This is a genomic window from Nocardia sp. NPDC057440 (assembly GCF_042802915.1).
Taxonomy (GTDB): Bacteria; Actinomycetota; Actinomycetes; order Mycobacteriales; family Mycobacteriaceae; genus Nocardia.
The window spans coordinates 117,800-136,430 of sequence record NZ_JBHVDF010000014.1; the positions used below are offsets into that span (position 1 = coordinate 117,800).

The window sequence follows — 18,631 nt, forward strand, 5'->3', positions numbered from 1 at the left end:
CTACTCCGCAGGCGGCAGGATCGGCCGGGCGAAGTAGTCCTCGATGGGCGTCGGCCCCGTATACCGGCGGCAGCCGCAGCGAACCCATTCGCGCAAACCGTAGCTGCTCTTGCGGGAGCTCTCCGCGTGACAGATGCCTTCGTGCGGGTCATGCATGGCGAGGTCGTGGCCGCAGCCGCAGGGGGCGGGCGAGGCGGCCCGTTTGCCGCGTCGGCTGAATCGACCCACCGCCCAGCCGACTCCGGCGACCGCCGCGCCGACGGTCAAGGTGATGGGGTCGAACATGCAGTCAGTATATGTATGCGTATATCGACGGTCCAGCTGTGGGGCGCCGAGGTGTCGGTGGCATCGGCCAGGATGGCGGGATGACCGAACTGTCGCTGCGTGAGCTCAATCGAACCCTGTTGACGCGCCAGCTGTTGGTGGAGCGGGTGTCGATGGCGCCGCTCGAGCTCGTGCAGCACCTGGTCGCGGTGCAAGGGCAGGAACCGAACTGGCCGTACGTCGGACTGTGGGCCCGGCTGGCGCAGTTCCGGCACGACGAGCTCGAGCAACTGCTGCGAGAGCGGAAGCTGGTGCGCTCGGGCATGATTCGGCGCACTGTGCACCTGGCCGCCGCCGAGGATTTCCGCTGGCTGCGGCCGACGGTGCAACCGGTCGTCAGCGCGGCGTTGCAGGCGCCGTACTTCCGCGACGAGATCGACGGCGTCGACCACCACGCGCTCGCCGCCGCGGGCCGGGAGCTGCTCGCCGGCCGGACATTGACCCGCAGCGAGCTGGGACTGCTACTCGCCGAACGCTTTCCGGACCGGCACACCCGCAGGCTCGCCGAGGCGGTCGAGCTCATGGTTCCACTGGTGCACGGCCCGGATACCGGCGCATGGGGCAAGTGGCGCAACCGCACTGTCACCATCGGTCTCGCGGAGGAATGGATGGCCGCGCCGATGTCCGCACAACCACAGCGGGAGACCCTCATCCTGCGCTACCTTGCGGGCTTCGGTCCGGCGAGCGTCGCGGATATCCAGGCCTGGGCGGGCATCACCCGGCTGGCCGGAGTGGTCGACGGCATGCGCGCGAGCCTGCGGGTCTTTCGCGACGAGCAGGGCAAGGAGCTGTTCGATTTGCCCGACGCGCCGCTGGCCGACCCGAATCTGCCTGTCCCGGTCCGCTTTCTGCCCGCATTCGACAACTCCCTGCTCGGCCACAAGGACCGCCGCCGAATCATCAGCGACGAAGACCGCCGCCGGATCGCCACAGAGGCATCCGGCGGTGTCCCGATGTACCTCGTCGACGGTTTCGTCCATGGCCGCTGGGTGCTCGACGACGCCACGGTGCGCATCATCCCGTGGCACCCGCTCTCCCCCGCCGACGAGCAGGCTGTCCGCGCGGAAGCCGAACACCTGCTCACCTTCGTGGTTGCGGAGGCGACGGGCAAGGTGGTCATCGACGCTTGACCCGCCGCGGGCTCGACGATCAGGTGTCGCCAACGGTGACTCCCCGCAGAACGTCGCCAATCGTAATCGCTGGGTAAGGGCGTGCAGCTGGAACTGTCCACCGGCCAACGGCCCGCGCTCGATCTGGGAGTGGGTCGGCCGCCGAGTACTTTCCGTCCAACTCCGGACTCAGCTCATTCCTAGGGATTGGTGCAACTTGTCGTCAGCTGTATTTCGATGTCGCGGAGCTCATTTCGGCGCAGCTTTCCGGCGTCGTCACGCAACGGCACGTTGCTGAAGCGGTAGCTGCGCGGGCACTTGTAGCGGGCGAGCCGCGCCTCGACATGGGCCCGGATATCAGCCTCGATCAGCGGCTCATCGGTTTCGACCACGGCGTGTACGCGCGCGCCGAGGTCGTTGTCGGGCAAACCCAGGACCGCGCATCCCCGGACGCCGGGGTACTCGGTGACGACGGCCTCCACCTCGGCAGGGAATACATTGGCGCCGCCGCTGATGATCAGATCGGTGCGGCGGTCGCTGAGGTAGAGGTAGCCCGCCTCGTCCACGTGCCCGAGGTCGCCGAGTGAATCCCACCCCGGCCAGTCCGGATGGGTCCGTGGTTCGGCGCCGATGTAGCGGTAGCTCGGACCGTTGCCTTCGGGCGGCCGCAGGAAGATTTCGCCGACCTCGCCGGGGGCGCACGGACGACCCGCGGAATTCAGGACGCGGAACTCACCGAAGACGGCCCGCCCGACGGAGCCGGGATGGGAGAGCCACTCGCGGCCGTCGATCAGCGTCATCATCTGATTCTCTGTCCCGCCATACATTTCGAAGATCCGATCGGGCCCGAGCAGATCGATCCACGCCCGTTTGAGCCAGGGCGGGCAGAGTGCTGCCATGTGCCAGAGCGCACGGATGGAGCCGAGGTCGTAGCCGGTCGGCCGGGCACGTAGCTCGGTGAGCATGCGCGACATCATGGTCGGCACCACCGTGAGCCAGCTGACGCGATGGCGAACGATGGCATCGAGCGCGGCACGGGTCTCGAATTTCGGGAGCACGACGAGGTGTTGGCCTGCCATGAGCCCGAAGAACGAGGTGTTGAAGGGGGCGTTGTGATACAGCGGTCCGGTGACCAGTTGGACGTCGTCGGGACGCTGGCGCAGGATCGAGTTCAGCGACGCGATATCGAGCTGCCCGTCCTGGCCGGACACGATCAGTTTGGGGCGACCGGTGGTGCCGCCGGAGGTCGGCGCCTTCCACGCTGGTGCGATCGGGTAGCTGTCGAACGGCGCGTCGGAGATCTCGGCACCGCCGTCGTACTCGCCGGGCAGCGTGGGCAGGCCCGGTTCCGGTGCGCCGACGACCAGCCTCGGTCGCGCGAGCCCGATAACCGCGGCGCGTTCGGGTGCGGGCAGCCGTGGCGAGATGAGTTGCGGTGTGGCGCCGAGCTTCCAGATCGCGAAGACTGTTGCGTAGAAGTAGGGACCGTTGGCCAGCGCCACGGTGACATAGTCGCCGTGACCGACGCCCAGCGCGGCGTAGTACCTGGCCCGGCGGTTCGCGGCGGACTCGAGGTCTCGTCTTGTCCAGGTTTCGCCGCCCATGGTGATTGCCGCGGCCTCCGGAGTGTCGGCGGCCAGCTCGGTGAGAATCTGCCCGAGCGGTCTCGGGCCCGCGAGTTCAGCCACGACGAGTGAACCTCGAGAGAAAGTCCGGATCCACGATCTCGCCGTGCACCTGGACGTTGTGGCTGTGCGCGAGCTGATGCAGGGCGAATGCCGTCTGCTGGGCAGTCAGTCGCCCCTGGGCGTCCTGCGCGGCATTGACCGACCGCTTGGCGAGCTTCAGCGCGAACAAAGGCATGGCGGCGATCGTCGCGGCCAGCGCCATCGTGTGCTCGGTGAGCTCCGCCCGCGCAACCACGCGGTTGACCATCCCGATCCGTTCGGCATCTATCGCGCTCAATGTCCCTGCGGTGAACAACAATTCCTTCGCCTTGCGTATCCCGAACTCCCACGGGTGGTTGAAGAACTCCACTGCATTGGCGCCCATCGCGACGACATTATCGACGAACTCGGCATCCTCGGCGGCGACAATCAGATCGCACGGCCACACCAGCATGAGACCGCCCGCTATCACCTTTCCGTGCACCTCCGCGATGGTCGGTTTCGGAATGTTGCGCCAGCGCTCGCTGAATCCGGCGTAGATCTCCTCCTCGCGACCCATGAGCCCTTCGGCGCCGGGGCTGCCGAAGCCGGCCCACGTGCCGACCGGCTCGTGGCGGCGCATGTTGTCGCGCCAATCGTGTTCGCGCAGATCGTGGCCGGACGAGAAGTGTGGACCGTTGGCTGCGAGCACGATCACGTGGATGCCGTCGTCGCGCGCTGCGCGGTCGAAGGCATCGTTGAGGGCGTAGAGCAGTTCAGTGTTCTGCGCATTGCGTGCGTCGGGACGATCGAGGACGATCCTGGCGACCTTGTCGGTGCTGTCGTCATATTTCACCAGGTCGGTCATCGCACACCGTCCCACAGCTGTCGTTCCGTGGCGTCCGGGTCTTCGACGATCGTCACGGTGTCCGCGATGAGGCCGGTGGTCCGGCGCAGCGGGTCATAGGGCGCCCAGCCCGGGTCTGCCTCGGCGGCGAACGCGCGATATGCGCCGTGCAGGGTGTCGGCGACTCGATCGGGCGCGTGGGCGCCGACCAAGGTGTGACTCTCCGCGATGGTGTGCGTTTTGAAGACGAAGGGCAGATCGACCGCGTGCGCCGCGCCGAGCCTGCCGCCGAGGCGTGGTGAGCGCCAGTCGAATCGGAATGCCCATGCCGGTCCGCCCGCTGCCGCCTGCGCCTCCGCGAGCCGGATTGCCGGGATGCGGAAGAACCAGTCCGTGACCACCGCACACAGCAGGTCTCCTGGGGACGCCTCGCGGCGGGATCGGCGGTATTCGGGCAGGGCGTTGCCGACATCCAACCCATAGGCGCTGCCTGCGGCGGCGAGGGCGGCCTCGTCGATCTGGTCGATCGCGCCCGAGGAGACCAGGATCAGGCGCGCATCCTCGGCGTTGCTGCCGGACAGGATCGCGACATCCGACGCCGCACCCGCCGCGATCGCGGCCAGCGGCTCCGCCGTGACGATCGAGCCGTCGACCACCGGGGCGAACGGCAGGATCGTCAGCGCCAGCCTGCCCCATTTCGTCGGGTCCGCCGCGGTCTGCACCTCGTGCAACACGTCACGGACGTGCACCGACAATTCATCGATCGAGAGCTTCTCGAAGGCCGCGAGCGTCGGCTCGATACCGATGTGTGCGGCGAGGTTGTCGATCAGCAGACGCGCCTCGTCGGGGCTGATCGTGTTCGCCCCGGCGCCGGAGTGCGCGATCAAGCCGTGGAACAGGCCGCGAGCGCGCGGCACAGCGGTCAGTGTGGTGGCGAGCATGGCGCCCGCGGATTGGCCTGCGATGGTCACTCTGGTCGGGTCCCCGCCGAATGCCGCGATGTTCTCGCGCACCCACTCGAGTGCCGTCACCACATCGAGAATGCCGAGGTTGACTGTCTCACCGCCGAAATGGAGCCACCCCTCGCCGCCGAGACGGTAGTTGACGGCGACGACGACCACGCCGCCGGTGGCGAATGCCGTGCTGTCATAAGTCGGCAGGGCGTTGGATCCGTTGGTGAACGCACCGCCGTGGATCCAGACGAGAACGGGCAGCGCACCGTCGGTCGCCGGTGTCCAGATGCTGAGGTTGAGCAGCTCGTCGCCCGGGATCGACAGCTCGGGAACCAGACCGTCGTAAGCGGGTACGTACGGCGCTCGTGCCGCGGTGGGTCCCGGTCGGGTCGCATCCCGCGGTTCGCGCCACGGCGGTGGTGGGCTCGGTGGAAGGAAACGATGCTTTCCGACCGGGGCCGTCGCATACGGGATGCCGAGGAACGCGTGTACCGGGCCGCGTTTCTGTCCGCGCACCGGGCCGTACCGGGTTTCAACGGTGTGCAACAAATCTGTCATCTGTTTCATCCTTGATCAGAAGTCAGTGCATGTTGCAATCAAGCCCCATGGAAATGCCCACGTCAAGAGCGGTGTCAGTGTGGTTTCGTCCCACTTGTGCAACAAGGTTGCTCTAATGGTGGCAACTGCAACATTATGCGTGCATGTTGCATTTCGGGTAGCCTTCGGGCATGAAAAACACCACGCCACTGCAGCGAGCGCTGTCGGACACGGTGCAGCGGCGGCCGGAGCCGCTGGATGCTTTCCGGTTGGCGAAACGAAAGTTCTTGCGTGGGGAGCGGCTCGATGTCGGCCAGCTCGCGACCGAGCTCGCAGTCAACCGGGTCACGCTCTATCGCTGGGTCGGCAGCCGCGACGAACTGCTGGTGGAGGTCATCTGGTCGCTGACCGACGCCACGCTGCGCGACGAATGGGAGCGGCTGCGGGATGCGCCAGGGGCGCGGGTGCCCGCGCTGCTCGCCGCCTACCTCAGGTCGATCCTGACGCAGCCGGGAGCCCGCAAGTTCGCGCTGGAAGAAAACGAGCGCGCGATGAAGCTGCTCACCTTGGCGAGCAACGGGTTTCAGCCGCGGCTCGTGCGTGCTGTCGTGGACTATCTCGCCCGCGACCTGGAGGAGCAGCGCATTACGACAACACTCACGCTGGACGAACTCGCCTATGCGAGTGTGCGAATCGCCGAGTCGTTCCACTATCTGCCGACGATCGTCGGTGCGCCGCCGGATCCCGACGGCGCCGAGCGCGTGCTGACAGCTCTCCTGCACGGTCGTGAACAGTGAGCGCTCATGGCCGGAGGCCACCTGCCGTCCAGCACGGGAGGTGGCCTTCGGTGTGCGCCGTCAGCCGCGGAAGGGATAGCGGCTGTCGAGGGCGAGGTTCAGTTCGACCACGTTGACGCGGGGTTCGCCGAGGAAGCCGAGGGTGCGGCCGTCTGTGTTCGCCGCGATGAGCTCACGTACTTGATCCGCGGAGATGTTGCGGGCGCCCGCGATTCGTGCCACCTGAATGTCCGCGAACCGGGGGGAGATGTGCGGGTCGAGGCCGCTGCCGCTGGCCGTGACCGCGTCGGAGGGCACCGGGGTGTCGGTGGTGGCGTCACCGTGGATCGGGACGATCCGGCCGACCGAGTAGTCTTCGCCCGGTTTGGCGCATTCGACCTGAACGCCCTTGTAGGCGGCCACGAACGGCGTCGCCGGGCACGCCTCGTTGATGCTGACGACCTGCACCGGATGCGAGACATCACCGTCGGCATCGCGCGGGCCGATCACCGAGAGCACCGCGCCCACACCGTCCTTCGTGCAGAACGGACGGCTGCCGTCGACCCCCTCACGGTCGCCGATCGCCTTGCTGCGCGAGCAGACCGTGGACAGCAGACTCAGCTTCACATTCGCCGGATCGACGTCCAGCGTGTCCACGATGCTCTCGGGACCGAGGTTCGACGCCGCGGTGGCAGTCGGGTCGTACCCGTCACCTGCCGCCGACGGGCGGCTCTGGAAGTACTGCGCCAGCGCGTTGCCGTCGGTGTCGGTGAACGACTGCCCGATCAGGCTGGAGCCGACCACCGCGCCGTCGGACTCGATCAGCGACCCTTCCGCGTTGTCGCGCAGGCCGGGTAACTGGGCTATCGCGAAAACTGCTAGCGGATAGACGATTCCGGTGATCGCGGTCAGCACGAGCAGCGCACGCACTGCGGCCAGATGCTGCCGGATCCAAGTTGACATACGCATATCAGGACATCCCGGGGAGGAGTTGGACGACGAGGTCGATGAGCTTGATGCCGATGAACGGCGCGACGATGCCGCCGAGTCCGTAGATGGTCAGGTTGCGGCTCAACAGTTTCGACGCGTTGGTCGGTGTGTAGTTCACCCCGCGCAGCGCCAACGGGATCAACGCGATGATGACGAGCGCGTTGAAGATGACGGCCGACAGGATCGCCGACTGCGGGCTGGCCAGCCGCATGATATTCAAGGCATCGAGGCCGGGGAACAGCACAATGAACAGCGCGGGCAGGATCGCGAAGTACTTGGCGATGTCGTTGGCGATCGAAAACGTGGTCAGCGCACCACGGGTGATGAGCAGCTGCTTGCCGATCTCCACGATCTCGATGAGCTTGGTCGGGTCCGAATCCAGATCGACCATATTGCCGGCTTCTTTGGCCGCCGACGTGCCGGTGTTCATGGCGACACCCACGTCGGCCTGCGCCAGCGCCGGGGCGTCGTTGGTGCCGTCACCGGTCATCGCGACCAGCCTGCCGCCGTCCTGCTCCTTCTTGATCAGCGCCAGCTTGTCTTCCGGCGTGGCCTCCGCGAGGAAGTCGTCCACACCCGCTTCGTCGGCAATCGCCTTGGCGGTCAACGGGTTGTCACCGGTGATCATGACGGTGCGAATGCCCATCCTGCGCATCTCGTCGAATCGCTCGCGCATGCCTTGCTTGACGACGTCCTTGAGATGGATGACGCCGAGCAGGCGGGCCTTGCCGTCCGTGGCCTCTCCGACGACCAGCGGCGTGCCACCGGATGCGGAGACGCCGTCGACGATCACGCCGATCTCGTGGGGTACGTCCCCGCCTTGTGCGCGAACCCATTCGACGACGGCACTGGCCGCGCCCTTGCGCAGCTGGTGTCCATCGGACAGGTCCACACCCGACATGCGGGTCTGCGCGGTGAACTCCACCCAGGTCGCGCCGGTCAGCTCGCCGGGGGTGCGCTCGCGTTTGTTGAACGCCTGCTTGGCGTAGACGACGATGGAGCGGCCCTCGGGGGTCTCGTCGGCGAGGCTGGAAAGCTGGGCGGCATCGGCCAATTCGTCGTCCGGGATGCCAGGCATCGGAACGAACTCCGAGGCCTGCCGGTTGCCGAGAGTGATGGTGCCGGTCTTGTCCAGCAGCAGGGTGTTGACGTCGCCCGCGGCCTCTACCGCCCGGCCCGACATGGCCAGCACATTGCGCTGGACCAGCCGGTCCATGCCCGCGATGCCGATGGCCGACAGCAGTGCGCCGATGGTGGTCGGGATCAGACAGACCAGCAGCGAGACCATGACGATTCCGGTGATGCCGTGCACATCCAGTGCCGAGGTATCCGGCACGCCCGGGTTGTTCGCCTTGGCGAAGATCGCCAGCGGCTGCAGGGTGACCACCGCGAACACGAAGATGATCGTGAGCGAGGCGAGCAGGATGTTCAGCGCGATTTCGTTCGGCGTCTTCTGCCGGCTGGCGCCCTCGACGAGGGCGATCATCTTGTCGATGAAGCTCGCGCCGGGCTCCTGGGTGATCTTCACGACGATCCGGTCCGACAGCACCGTGGTGCCACCGGTCACCGCCGAGCGGTCGCCGCCGGATTCCCGGATGACCGGAGCGGATTCGCCGGTGATGGCCGACTCGTCCACCGACGCAATGCCTTCCACGACGTCGCCGTCGCCGGGGATGATCTGGCCCGCCTCGACGACTACGTAGTCGCCGCGCTGCAGCTCGGGTGCGCCGACTTTCTCCTCGACCACGCGGCCGCCGGGCGACCAGTCGACAAGGCGTCGGGCGATGGTGTCGGTCTTCGCCTTGCGCAGCGTGTCGGCCTGCGCCTTGCCGCGCCCTTCGGCGACTGCCTCGGCGAGGTTGGCGAAGATGACGGTGAGCCACAGCCACACCACGATCGCCCAGGCGAAGAAAGTGGGGTCGGCGATTGCGAGAACGGCCGACCAGACGGCGCCGATCTCGACGATGAACATCACCGGGTTTTTCCACATGATGCGTGGGTCGAGTTTGCGTGCCGCGTCCGGCAGGGACGTCAGCAGCATCTTCGGGTCGAGCGCACCACGCGCGACGCGACCGCCCTTGGGCTCGACCTTCTTCTTCGGGTGCTCGGACGCGGCCGCGGAGCCGGTCGATTCGGTAGTGGGACTGGTCATTTCAGTGGATTCCTTCAGCGAGCGGCCCGAGTGCGAGTGCGGGCAGGAAGGTGAGCGCGACCAGGATCACGGTCACGCCGACGACCATGCCGACGAACTGCGGCCGGTGTGTGGGGAGCGTGCCGATCGACTCGGGGGTGGTGCCCTGCCTGGCGAGTGAACCGGCGAGTGCGAGGACGAAGATGATCGGCAGGAACCGGCCGAACACCATCGCGAGGCCGAGGGCGGTGTTGTACCACTCGGTGTTTCCGCTCAGACCGGCGAACGCGGAGCCGTTGTTGTTGGCCGCGGAGGTGAAGGCGTACAGCACCTCTGAGAGCCCGTGTGGTCCGGTGTTGGCCATACTGGCTCGCTGGCCGGGCATCGCCATAGCGACGGCGGTCCCGACGAGCACGATCAGCGGGCTGATCAAGAAATACGACGCGGCGAGCTTGATTTCGCGCGGCGTGATCTTCTTGCCGAGGTACTCCGGTGTGCGGCCGACCATCAGGCCGGCGACGAAGACGGTGATGACCGCGAGGATGAGCATGCCGTAGAGACCGGAGCCGGTACCGCCGGGCGCGACCTCACCCAGCTGCATGTTGAACATCGTCATCATGCCGCCGAGGCTGGTGTAGGAGTCGTGGAACGAGTCGACGGCTCCGGTGGAGGTCAGTGTCGTCGCGGACGCGAAGGTCGCGGAATCGGCCACGCCGAAACGGGTTTCGACGCCCTCCATCGACGCGCCGACCGCGGTCGGCACGGTGCCGTGGTGCGCCAGCTGGAAGACGTTCTGCAGCACCGTGCTGATCAGCGCGATGGTGCCCATCACCGCCACAATGGCGTAGCCCTGCTTCTTGCTGCCCACCATGCGGCCGAAGGTGCGCGGCAGCGAGAAGCTGATGATCAGGATCAGGAAGATCTCCACCCAGTTCGTCCAGGTGGTCGGGTTCTCGAACGGGTGCGCGGAGTTGGCGTTGTAGAAGCCACCGCCGTTGGTGCCGAGTTCCTTGATGACCTCTTGGCTGGCGACCGGGCCGCCGGTGATGGTCTGTTCGGCGCCGTTGAGTGTGTGCGCGACCTGATCGTGCAGGTGGAAGTTCTGGATCACGCCACCGGCGACCAGCACGATCGCGAAGACGAAGGCGATCGGCAGCAGGATGCGGATGGTACCCCTCACCAAGTCCACCCAGAAGTTGCCGAGATCGCCGGTGTGCCGCCGCGCGAAACCGCGGACCAGCGCGACGGCCACGGCCATGCCGACCGCGGCGGAGACGAAGTTCTGGACCGCGAGACCGGCCATCTGCACCAGGTGTCCCTGGGTCGACTCGCCGGAGTAGTTCTGCCAGTTCGTGTTCGTCACGAAGCTGATCGCGGTGTTCCAGGCCAGCGCCGGAGTCATCTCCGTGCCCGGATCGTTCAGGTGCAGCGGCAACTTGCCCTGGAGCAGCTGGAAGAAGAACAGGAATACCACGCTGACCGCCGAGAAGGCCAGCACACTTCTGGCATACACGCCCCAGGTCTGCTCGACCTCGGGATGGACGCCGATCGCCCGGTAGATGACGCGCTCGGCGCGGGAGTGCTTCTTGTTGTTATAGACCCGGTACATGTAGTCGCCGAGCGGTACATGGACCAGCGCGAGCGCGATGATCAGGGACGCCAGAAAGGCGATCCCCGCGGTAGTCGTGTTCACCTAGAACCTCTCGGGGAAAAGCAGCGCCGCGACCATGTACACCGCGACGCCGATGGCCAGAATCAGACCGATCAGATTCGCGATCACAGCTTTTCCACCCCCCGCTGGATCAGGCCCAGCAGCGCGAAGATCGCCACGGTGAGCACCGTGAACACCACGACAGACATCTTTACAACCTCCATTGGCGCTCCTTCATGGAGCGCGACAGGGTGAGTCAATCGGTCATTTGAGCTGGTGCGTAGCTTCCTTACGGGTCCTTAGCGCCGCGTCGGTGAGCATTGACGCTTCGTTTACGGGGTGCGTGCCCGACAGGTGAAAGGATGCCGTCAAGGTGGGGGGACAACCCGTCAACACACCGTAAAAATCCAGTTCATGGCGCGATCGCGAGGTAGAAACGACAACACCGGCCAGGCGGATCGATCCAGCGCGACCGGGTGTCTTATCGGGTGTGGAGAGGATTGCTCATGTCGGCTGTCACGGTTGCTGTGATCGTCGGATTCGTGTGTTGCGCGTTGGTCATCCGCGCGCTGGCGACCGCGAACTTGCGCGAAGGCCGCTCATGGGAAACTGACATGGCGACGAGCCGAATACGGGTTACCGGTGGGACGACATCGCGCGCGATGATGGACGAGTGAAGCGCGGGCAACTTCGTATCTACCTCGGTGCGGCACCGGGAGTCGGCAAGACCTTCGCCATGCTCGGCGAGGCGCACCGACGGCTCGAACGCGGCCGCGACGTGGTAGCTGCGGTAGTCGAGACCCACGGTCGCGCCAAAACCGCCGAGTTGCTGGCGGGGATCGAGCGGATACCGCCCAAGATGATCGAGTATCGAGGGTCGAGCTTCCCGGAACTCGATGTCGAGGCGGTGCTGCGCAGGCATCCCGCGGTCGTGCTCGTCGACGAGTTGGCGCACACCAACGCACCGGGCAGCAAGCACGAAAAGCGCTGGCAGGACATCGAGGAGCTGCTCGACGCCGGCATGGACGTCATCTCGACGGTCAATGTTCAGCACCTGGAGAGCCTCAACGATGTCGTCGAACAGATCACCGGCATCCAGCAGCGCGAAACGGTGCCCGATGCGGTGGTGCGGGGCGCGGACCAGGTCGAGCTCGTGGATATCACGCCAGAGGCGCTGCGGCGCAGGCTGTCTCACGGCAACGTCTACGCCGCGGAGAAGGTGGACGCGGCGTTGCGCAATTACTTCCGCCCCGGCAACCTCACCGCACTGCGCGAGCTCGCGCTGCTGTGGCTCGCCGACCAGGTCGACTCGGCACTCGCGAAGTACCGTGCCGATCACAAGATCACCGAGTTGTGGGAGGCCCGCGAACGCGTCGTCGTCGCGGTGACCGGTGGTCCGGAGTCGGAGACGGTGGTGCGCCGGGCGAGTCGCATTGCCACCAAGTCGAGCGCCGAACTCGTGCTCGTGCACGTCGTGCGCGGCGACGGGTTGGCGGGGGTTTCGACCGAACGGATGGCACGGTTACGCGAGCTCGCCGCCAGTCTCGACGCCAGTCTGCACACCGTGACCGGTGACAATGTGCCGACGGCACTGCTGGAATTCGCGCGCGAGGTGAACGCGACCCAGTTGGTGATCGGCACTTCCCGGCGTTCGCGATGGGCGCGCATCTTCGACGAAGGCATCGGGTCCTCGGTGGTGCAGCAGTCGGGCCGGATCGACGTGCACATGGTGACGCACGAGGAGGCCAATCGTGGCCTGCGCTGGCGCTCGTTCTGGCCGCGTCAACCGGTCCTCGCCTGGCTCGCCGCGGTGCTGGTGCCCGCCGTCGTGTGTGGGGTCAGCGCCGCGTTCCTCGACGGTCTGCTCGAGCTCGGTGGTCTGAGCGCGATGTTCTTCATCGGCGTCGTCGCCGTCGCGCTGTTGGGAGGCGTTGTCCCCGCGGCATTTTCGGCGCTGTTCTCCGGTGTGCTGTTGAACTGGTTCTTCGCCGATCCCCGTTACAGCCTGACCATCGCCGAACCCGACAGTTTCGTCACCGTGGTGGTGCTGCTCATTGTCGCGGTCGCGGTGGCGGCGCTCGTCGATGTGGCGGCGAAGCGAACCCGGCAGGCGCGCAAGGCTTCCCGGCAGGCCCAGCTGCTGACGATGTTCGCGGGCGCGGTGCTGCACGGCGCGGATCTGCCCAACCTGCTCGAGCAGGTCCGGGAGACCTACGGCTTGCGCGCGGTCAGCATGGTCGGCGGCAGCCAGGTGGTCGCCGCGGTCGGCGTCGACCCGCCACAGCGGGTTGCCGATGCCGAGACCGCGATCGAGGCGGGCGACACTACCAGTTGGTTGCTGCTCGCAGGCAGAACGCTCGACTCGGGCGACCGGCCGGTGCTCCACGCGGTCGCCAATCAGGCCGCGGGATTGGTCCGCCAGTCCCGGCTCGCCGAGGAGGCGAGTGCGTCGGCGGCGCTGCTGGAGGCCGATCGATTGCGGCGAGCGCTATTGTCCGCGGTCAGCCACGACCTGCGCACGCCGCTGGCCGGGGCCAAGGCCGCGGTCTCCAGCCTGCGAAGTGACGACATCGAGTTCTCCGCGGAGGACACCACCGAATTGCTGGAAACCATCGAGGAATCGGTAGACCAGCTGACCGCGCTGGTCGGCAATCTGCTCGACTCGTCGCGACTGGCGGTCGGTGTGATCACCCCGCAAATGCGGCGGGTGTACATGGACGAGGTGGCGCACCGGGCACTGGTGAGCGTCGGGATGGGGACGCGCGGACTGCGGCGCGCGGCGATGGATCGGGTGAAGGTGGAGGTCGGCGAGGTCTCGGTGCTGGCGGACGGCGGTCTGCTGGAACGGGTCCTCGCCAATCTGATCGACAACGCGCTGCGCCATTCGCCGCGCGACACCCCCGTGCGAGTGACCGCCGAAAACACCGGTGACCGTGTCTCGATCGCGGTGATCGACGCGGGTCCCGGTGTGCCACCCGGCGCCGAGGAGCAGCTGTTCGAACCGTTCCAGCGCCTCGGCGACCGGGACAACACCACTGGTGTCGGCTTGGGACTGTCGGTGGTACGCGGATTCGTGGAGGCCATGGGCGGCACCGTGCACGCCGAACCGACTCCGGGCGGCGGATTGACGATGCTCGTGGACCTACCTGCCGACGACACCACCGGGCCGCCGGATGACGCCGCGTCCGCTGGGCGCTCGGATATCCCGTCCGCCGAACCGACCTCGACACCCGGGCCGAGTGCCTCCGCCGGCCGAGCAGTGCCCGGACGATCTGCGGGTGCCGGTTCGACATCGAAGGTCGGCGTGCCGAGACATGATCCCTTGCACGCCGAACCGACGATGAATATCGGCCCGGGTATCCGTGCCGATCCGGCGAGCGGCGATCGCGGGCCGGGTGATCCGCCCGCTGACCGGACTTCGGATCACCGACTTACGACACGTATCGATGTGCCTGCCGACGATCACGAGGCTGGGAGCCGATGATGACAGCGAACGTAATCGACGGTGGCACTGTGGTCGACGGTGGCGCCGCAGCTCACACGACACAGGAAGCCGCGATGACCGACAAGAAACAGGAAGCGCCCGCGACCAGGGTGCTGGTGGTCGACGACGAACCGCAGATCGTGCGCGCTCTGCGGATCAACCTGTCGGTGCGCGGATATGAGGTGATCACCGCGCCGACGGGTGCCGCGGCTTTGCGCGCGGCGGCCGACAAACATCCCGACGTGGTGATCCTGGATCTCGGGCTGCCCGATATGGACGGCATCGAGGTGCTCGCGGGTCTGCGCGGCTGGACCCAGACGCCGGTGATCGTGCTGTCCGCGCGCACCGATTCGGCGGACAAGGTGGAGGCGTTGGACGCCGGCGCTGACGATTACGTCACCAAGCCGTTCGGCATGGACGAACTGCTGGCCAGGCTGCGCGCCGCCGTCCGCCGCGGCGCCACCGACGGCGAAGCGGGGGACCCGGTGGTGGTGACGTCCTCGTTCACCGTCGACCTCGCCGCCAAGAAGGTCACCAAGAACGGCGAGACCGTGCACCTCACGCCCACCGAATGGGGCATGCTCGAAATGCTCGTCCGCAATCGCGGCAAACTCGTCGGCCGCAAGGAGCTGCTGCGCGAGGTCTGGGGTCCGTCCTACGCCACCGAAACCCATTACCTCCGTGTCTATTTGGCGCAGCTGCGCCGCAAACTGGAAGTAGACCCCTCGCACCCCAAGCATCTGCTGACCGAAGCGGGCATGGGCTACCGCTTCCAGGAGTAGCCACCGCTTCAAGCGACGCGGCATCCCCCTCCGGGCCCGCACCCGACGTCCTGGGAATGATCCGCATCCAGGCCCGGGGGCTGTGTCCCGTGTCGCACACCCGGACACGAATCCGCGTATTTCCGGGTGGCCGCGGCGGGGGCGTATCTCGACACAAGAACGCCGCAGCGCGGTGTGACGTGCACTCGGTGTGGAATGCGGGCGGACGCCGGGGCGTTGCCAGGCGTGCTCCGTTTCCGACGAGGATGGCAGGATCGAAACCATGTCTGAGCAGACCGTTGCACCCGCGCCCCAGATCACCGCACCGACCGCGACCGGGGAGACCGCCCTGTGGGTCGAGCGCACCGGGACCCGGGCCTACACCGGCCGTAGCTCGCGCGGCGCCGAGGTGTTGATCGCCTCACAGGGTGTGCCCGGCGCCTTCACTCCCGGCGAGCTGCTGAAAATCGCCTTGGCCGCGTGCTCGGGTCTGAGCGCGGACTTCCCGCTCTCGCGCAAGCTCGGCGACAGCTTCGACGCGACCATTCGGGTCTCCGGTGACGCCGATCGCGAAAACGAGGTGTACCCGCAACTGGACGAGGTCTTCGAACTCGACCTCAGCGAGCTCGACGAGCAGGCCCGCGAGCGGCTGCTGGTGACCGTACAGCGCGCCATCGACAAGGTGTGCACCGTCGGTCGGACCTTGAAGGCAGGCACCAAGGTGACGTTGTCCTTCGACGTCGAGGGCTGAGCCGCGCCGGGCCCCTCGGTGTCCGGTCGGGCGATTGCGCGCCGACTATCGGTATCGTCCGGTGCGGGTATCCCGACAGATGCTGGAGGCTGGATGAGATTCGATCGGGCAATGCGGATCCGCGCCCGCCGGGTTCGGGTGTCTGTCCTGGCTGAACGGACACCTGAGGCCCGATGAGCGAAACATCGCATGTCGACGCGGCGTCCGAGGTCGCCCGGCTCAGCGCCTGGGTGCACGGCTGGGTGCAGGGTGTCGGATTCCGCTGGTGGACCCGGGCTCGCGCGCTGGAACTCGGCCTGGTCGGGTACGCGACCAACGCCCGCGACGGACGAGTGCACGTGGTGGCCGAGGGTCCGCGGCGCGACTGCGTGCGGCTGCTGGGTTTGCTGCGTTCCGGGGATACGCCTGGCCGGGTGGACCTCGTTGTGGAAAGCTGGGACGCCCCGCGGGGCGATGTGACCGGATTCGAGGAGCGTTGAGTGGTGCGAGCGGCGACCAAGGGGAGTGATCGTTGAGTACGCAGGATCCGGGCGGCGGACACCGTGGCGACCGGCCCGCTGCCGACGACCCCGATTCGACCCCCGGTACGCCCGCGCCCACCCCACCCGTGACACCGGATCCCACTCGCCCACCCGCCGATTCCGAATCTACGCGGGGATCCGGATCGGAGACGCCGGATACCTCTGAGTCGCAGCCGGACGTGCCGACGCTCGCGGAGTACACCGAGCCCGAGCCGGGGCCCCCGACGCTAGCCGAGTATTCGCCGACATCGCCGGAAACAGCTGTGCCGCAATGGGATACACCGACAATCGCAGAGTATTCGGGACCCGGGCCTGCCGCTGCGACACCGCCGGGATCGGATTCCGGCGCCCAGGAAGCGGGTTCGCCCGCGCCCGGGTACCCGCAGACCGGCCAGGAGCAGCGCCGTTTCTCGACGCCGCCGCGGCCCGGCAGCATTCAGCGGCAAGAGCCAGGTGTCACACAGCCGCGTCCGCCGACCGTGGCGGAGGCGCGAGCGCGGGACAAAGCGCGCAAGCGGGCCGAGGAAGAGCAGCGTGCTGCCGTGGTCGCCGAGGAGGCCAAGAAGCGCACACGCAAGCGGATACTGATCGGCGGTGTCGCGATTGTCGGTGTCGCAGGGCTGGTCGGCGGTGGGTATCTCGCCTACCGTGCGCTCACCAAGCCCGATCAGGTAACCGCGTATTGCACCCAGATCGACCAGAACGGCAAAGAGGTCGTCGTCGACGATGATGTCTGCGACAAAGCGTCGGCCAGTTCCAGCGGCGGCCACAGTGGTCTCAACGGCATCTTCATCTATAACGGCAGCCAGTACCGGTACTACTACGGCGGCAACAACTCGGTCGGCAAGCCGCCGACCGGCGGCACCACCATTCAACCCAAGGGCGCCGACATCACAACCAAGAGCGGCACCAGCATTCAGCGCGGGGGCCTCGGTAGCAGCAGCAAGAGCGGGAGCGGATCGTAATGCGGCGCGTGCGCGGTACGCCACGGCAGGGCTGGCAGCAGATCACCGAGGAGCAGGGGCTGGTCTACGGCTCGCCGGGGCGCGATGCCAGTGGCCAGCCTCGGCCCTACTGGGACGAATCGGTGCACTACGAATTCGAGATGGCGGAGATCCTCGCGCTGGAGGCCGATGTCGAGCTGCTGCATTCGATGTGCCTGAACGCGGTCGAGCACGTTGTGCTCACCGAGCGGTTCAAGGATTTCGGTCTGCCCGAATGGAGTTGGGGTCCGATCGCCGAATCCTGGCGGCGCAGCGACCCGCACGTCTACGGCCGCTTCGACCTGCGCTATGACGCGCGGCGTCCGGCGAAACTGTTGGAGTACAACGCCGATACGCCGACCTCGCTACTGGAGGCGGCAATTGTGCAGTGGCACTGGCTGACCGCGCGGTACCCGGGCGGTGACCAGTGGAACTCTTTGCACGAGAAGCTCGTCGAGCGCTGGACCGAGTTGCGTGACACCCTGCCGTCACCGCAGTTGCACTTCACCTGGTCCTCCGCGGACGCCACCGGTGAGGACAATGTCACCACGGCCTACATGCAGGAGACTGCGGCAGAGGCGGGATTCGACACCATCGCGCTGCCGATCGAAGAGATCGGTGTCGACACCGACCTGGACCGGTTCGTGGATCTGGCCGAGTCCCCGATCGATGCGATCTTCAAGCTCTACCCGTGGGAGTGGGTGCTCGACGACGATTTCGGTAAGCGGGTCGTCGAGAGCCTGCCCCAGACCATGTGGATCGAACCGCTATGGAAGACGCTGCTCAGCAATAAGGCGATCCTCGCTGTGCTGTGGGAGATGTACCCCGGTCATCCGAACCTGTTGCCCGCTTACCTCGATCAACCCAACGAGCTCACCGAATACATCCGCAAACCGAAACTCGGCCGCGAAGGCGCGAATATGACGATCGTCGGCGCGGGCCTGGAGACGGCCACCGGTGGTGTCTACGGCGAAGAGGGCTTCGTCTACCAATTGCTCGACCCGCTCCCCGAATTCGACGATATGCGTCCGGTGCTCGGCGCGTGGATCGTCGGTGACACCGCCGCGGGGCTCGGCATCCGTGAAACCGCCGGTCTGATCACCGACGACGGCTCGGCGTTCGTCCCGCACCGCATCATCAGCTGACTATTCACTTCACCTCGGAAGG

General features: G+C 66.8%; 17 protein-coding genes. 8 read left to right on the forward strand and 9 right to left on the reverse strand.

Features of this window, described 5'->3' with window-relative positions; genetic code table 11:
• On the reverse strand, nt 1-285 hold the full coding sequence (locus ACFU4Z_RS26390; protein WP_379067564.1) for a hypothetical protein: 285 nt from the start codon (nt 283-285) through the stop codon (nt 1-3).
• A gap of 80 nt (nt 286-365) precedes the next feature.
• Here ACFU4Z_RS26390 and ACFU4Z_RS26395 point away from each other — a divergent pair, with 80 nt between their 5' ends.
• Nucleotides 366-1,454, forward strand: a complete 1,089-nt coding sequence (locus tag ACFU4Z_RS26395; RefSeq protein WP_379067566.1) for a winged helix DNA-binding domain-containing protein — start codon at nt 366-368, stop codon at nt 1,452-1,454.
• Between the two features lie 179 nt (nt 1,455-1,633).
• On the opposite strand, the gene ACFU4Z_RS26400 is transcribed toward ACFU4Z_RS26395, so the two are convergent.
• From ACFU4Z_RS26400 to ACFU4Z_RS26410, 3 genes are read right to left on the reverse strand one after another with little or no spacing between them, the layout of a single operon-like run.
• The gene (locus ACFU4Z_RS26400) at nt 1,634-3,121 is read right to left on the reverse strand and encodes an AMP-binding protein (protein ID WP_379067568.1); all 1,488 of its coding nucleotides are present in this window, start codon (nt 3,119-3,121) and stop codon (nt 1,634-1,636) included.
• Nucleotides 3,114-3,947, reverse strand: a complete 834-nt coding sequence (locus tag ACFU4Z_RS26405; protein WP_379067570.1) for an enoyl-CoA hydratase — start codon at nt 3,945-3,947, stop codon at nt 3,114-3,116. Before ACFU4Z_RS26405 ends, ACFU4Z_RS26400 begins: the two co-directional genes overlap by 8 nt.
• The gene (locus ACFU4Z_RS26410) at nt 3,944-5,437 is read right to left on the reverse strand and encodes a carboxylesterase/lipase family protein (RefSeq protein WP_379067572.1); all 1,494 of its coding nucleotides are present in this window, start codon (nt 5,435-5,437) and stop codon (nt 3,944-3,946) included. Before ACFU4Z_RS26410 ends, ACFU4Z_RS26405 begins: the two co-directional genes overlap by 4 nt.
• A gap of 170 nt (nt 5,438-5,607) precedes the next feature.
• On the opposite strand from ACFU4Z_RS26410, the gene ACFU4Z_RS26415 reads away from it, so the two are divergent.
• Nucleotides 5,608-6,213, forward strand: coding sequence for a QsdR family transcriptional regulator (locus ACFU4Z_RS26415; protein ID WP_379067574.1), 606 nt, complete (start codon nt 5,608-5,610; stop codon nt 6,211-6,213).
• Between the two features lie 60 nt (nt 6,214-6,273).
• On the opposite strand, the gene ACFU4Z_RS26420 is transcribed toward ACFU4Z_RS26415, so the two are convergent.
• The 5 genes from ACFU4Z_RS26420 to ACFU4Z_RS26440 are packed head-to-tail and all read right to left on the reverse strand — an operon-like array spanning nt 6,274 to nt 11,188.
• On the reverse strand, nt 6,274-7,161 hold the full coding sequence (locus ACFU4Z_RS26420) for a potassium-transporting ATPase subunit C (protein ID WP_379067576.1): 888 nt from the start codon (nt 7,159-7,161) through the stop codon (nt 6,274-6,276).
• Nucleotide 7,162: 1 nt separating this feature from the next.
• Nucleotides 7,163-9,334 carry a potassium-transporting ATPase subunit KdpB gene (kdpB, locus tag ACFU4Z_RS26425; protein WP_379067578.1) on the reverse strand — a complete coding sequence of 724 codons (2,172 nt, stop codon included), beginning with the start codon at nt 9,332-9,334 and terminating at the stop codon, nt 7,163-7,165.
• A gap of 1 nt (nt 9,335) precedes the next feature.
• Entirely contained in the window at nt 9,336-11,006 is a 1,671-nt protein-coding gene (kdpA, locus tag ACFU4Z_RS26430) for a potassium-transporting ATPase subunit KdpA (RefSeq protein ID WP_379067580.1), read from the reverse strand.
• A complete protein-coding gene (locus ACFU4Z_RS26435) occupies nt 11,007-11,093 on the reverse strand; it encodes a potassium-transporting ATPase subunit F (RefSeq protein WP_379067852.1) in 87 nt (28 codons plus the stop codon). It lies immediately after the preceding gene.
• Nucleotides 11,090-11,188 (reverse strand): potassium-transporting ATPase, encoded by a 99-nt coding sequence (locus ACFU4Z_RS26440; protein ID WP_379067582.1) that lies wholly within the window; start codon nt 11,186-11,188, stop codon nt 11,090-11,092. Before ACFU4Z_RS26440 ends, ACFU4Z_RS26435 begins: the two co-directional genes overlap by 4 nt.
• Before the next feature lie 449 nt (nt 11,189-11,637).
• Between ACFU4Z_RS26440 and ACFU4Z_RS26445 the strand changes: the two genes are divergently transcribed.
• From ACFU4Z_RS26445 to ACFU4Z_RS26470, 6 genes are all read left to right on the forward strand, one after another.
• On the forward strand, nt 11,638-14,448 hold the full coding sequence (locus tag ACFU4Z_RS26445; RefSeq protein ID WP_379067584.1) for an ATP-binding protein: 2,811 nt from the start codon (nt 11,638-11,640) through the stop codon (nt 14,446-14,448).
• 74 nt (nt 14,449-14,522) lie between these two features.
• Nucleotides 14,523-15,230, forward strand: a complete 708-nt coding sequence (locus ACFU4Z_RS26450; RefSeq protein WP_379067586.1) for a response regulator — start codon at nt 14,523-14,525, stop codon at nt 15,228-15,230.
• 262 nt (nt 15,231-15,492) lie between these two features.
• Entirely contained in the window at nt 15,493-15,960 is a 468-nt protein-coding gene (locus ACFU4Z_RS26455) for an OsmC family protein (protein WP_379067588.1), read from the forward strand.
• Between the two features lie 173 nt (nt 15,961-16,133).
• Nucleotides 16,134-16,439: an acylphosphatase gene (locus ACFU4Z_RS26460; protein ID WP_379067590.1), complete on the forward strand. Its 306-nt coding sequence runs from the start codon at nt 16,134-16,136 to the stop codon at nt 16,437-16,439.
• 476 nt (nt 16,440-16,915) lie between these two features.
• The gene (locus ACFU4Z_RS26465; protein ID WP_379067855.1) at nt 16,916-17,446 is read left to right on the forward strand and encodes a hypothetical protein; all 531 of its coding nucleotides are present in this window, start codon (nt 16,916-16,918) and stop codon (nt 17,444-17,446) included.
• Nucleotides 17,446-18,609, forward strand: coding sequence for a glutathionylspermidine synthase family protein (locus ACFU4Z_RS26470; RefSeq protein WP_379067592.1), 1,164 nt, complete (start codon nt 17,446-17,448; stop codon nt 18,607-18,609). The genes ACFU4Z_RS26465 and ACFU4Z_RS26470 overlap by 1 nt, the downstream gene beginning before the upstream one ends.
• The last annotated feature ends 22 nt before the right edge of the window (nt 18,610-18,631 follow it).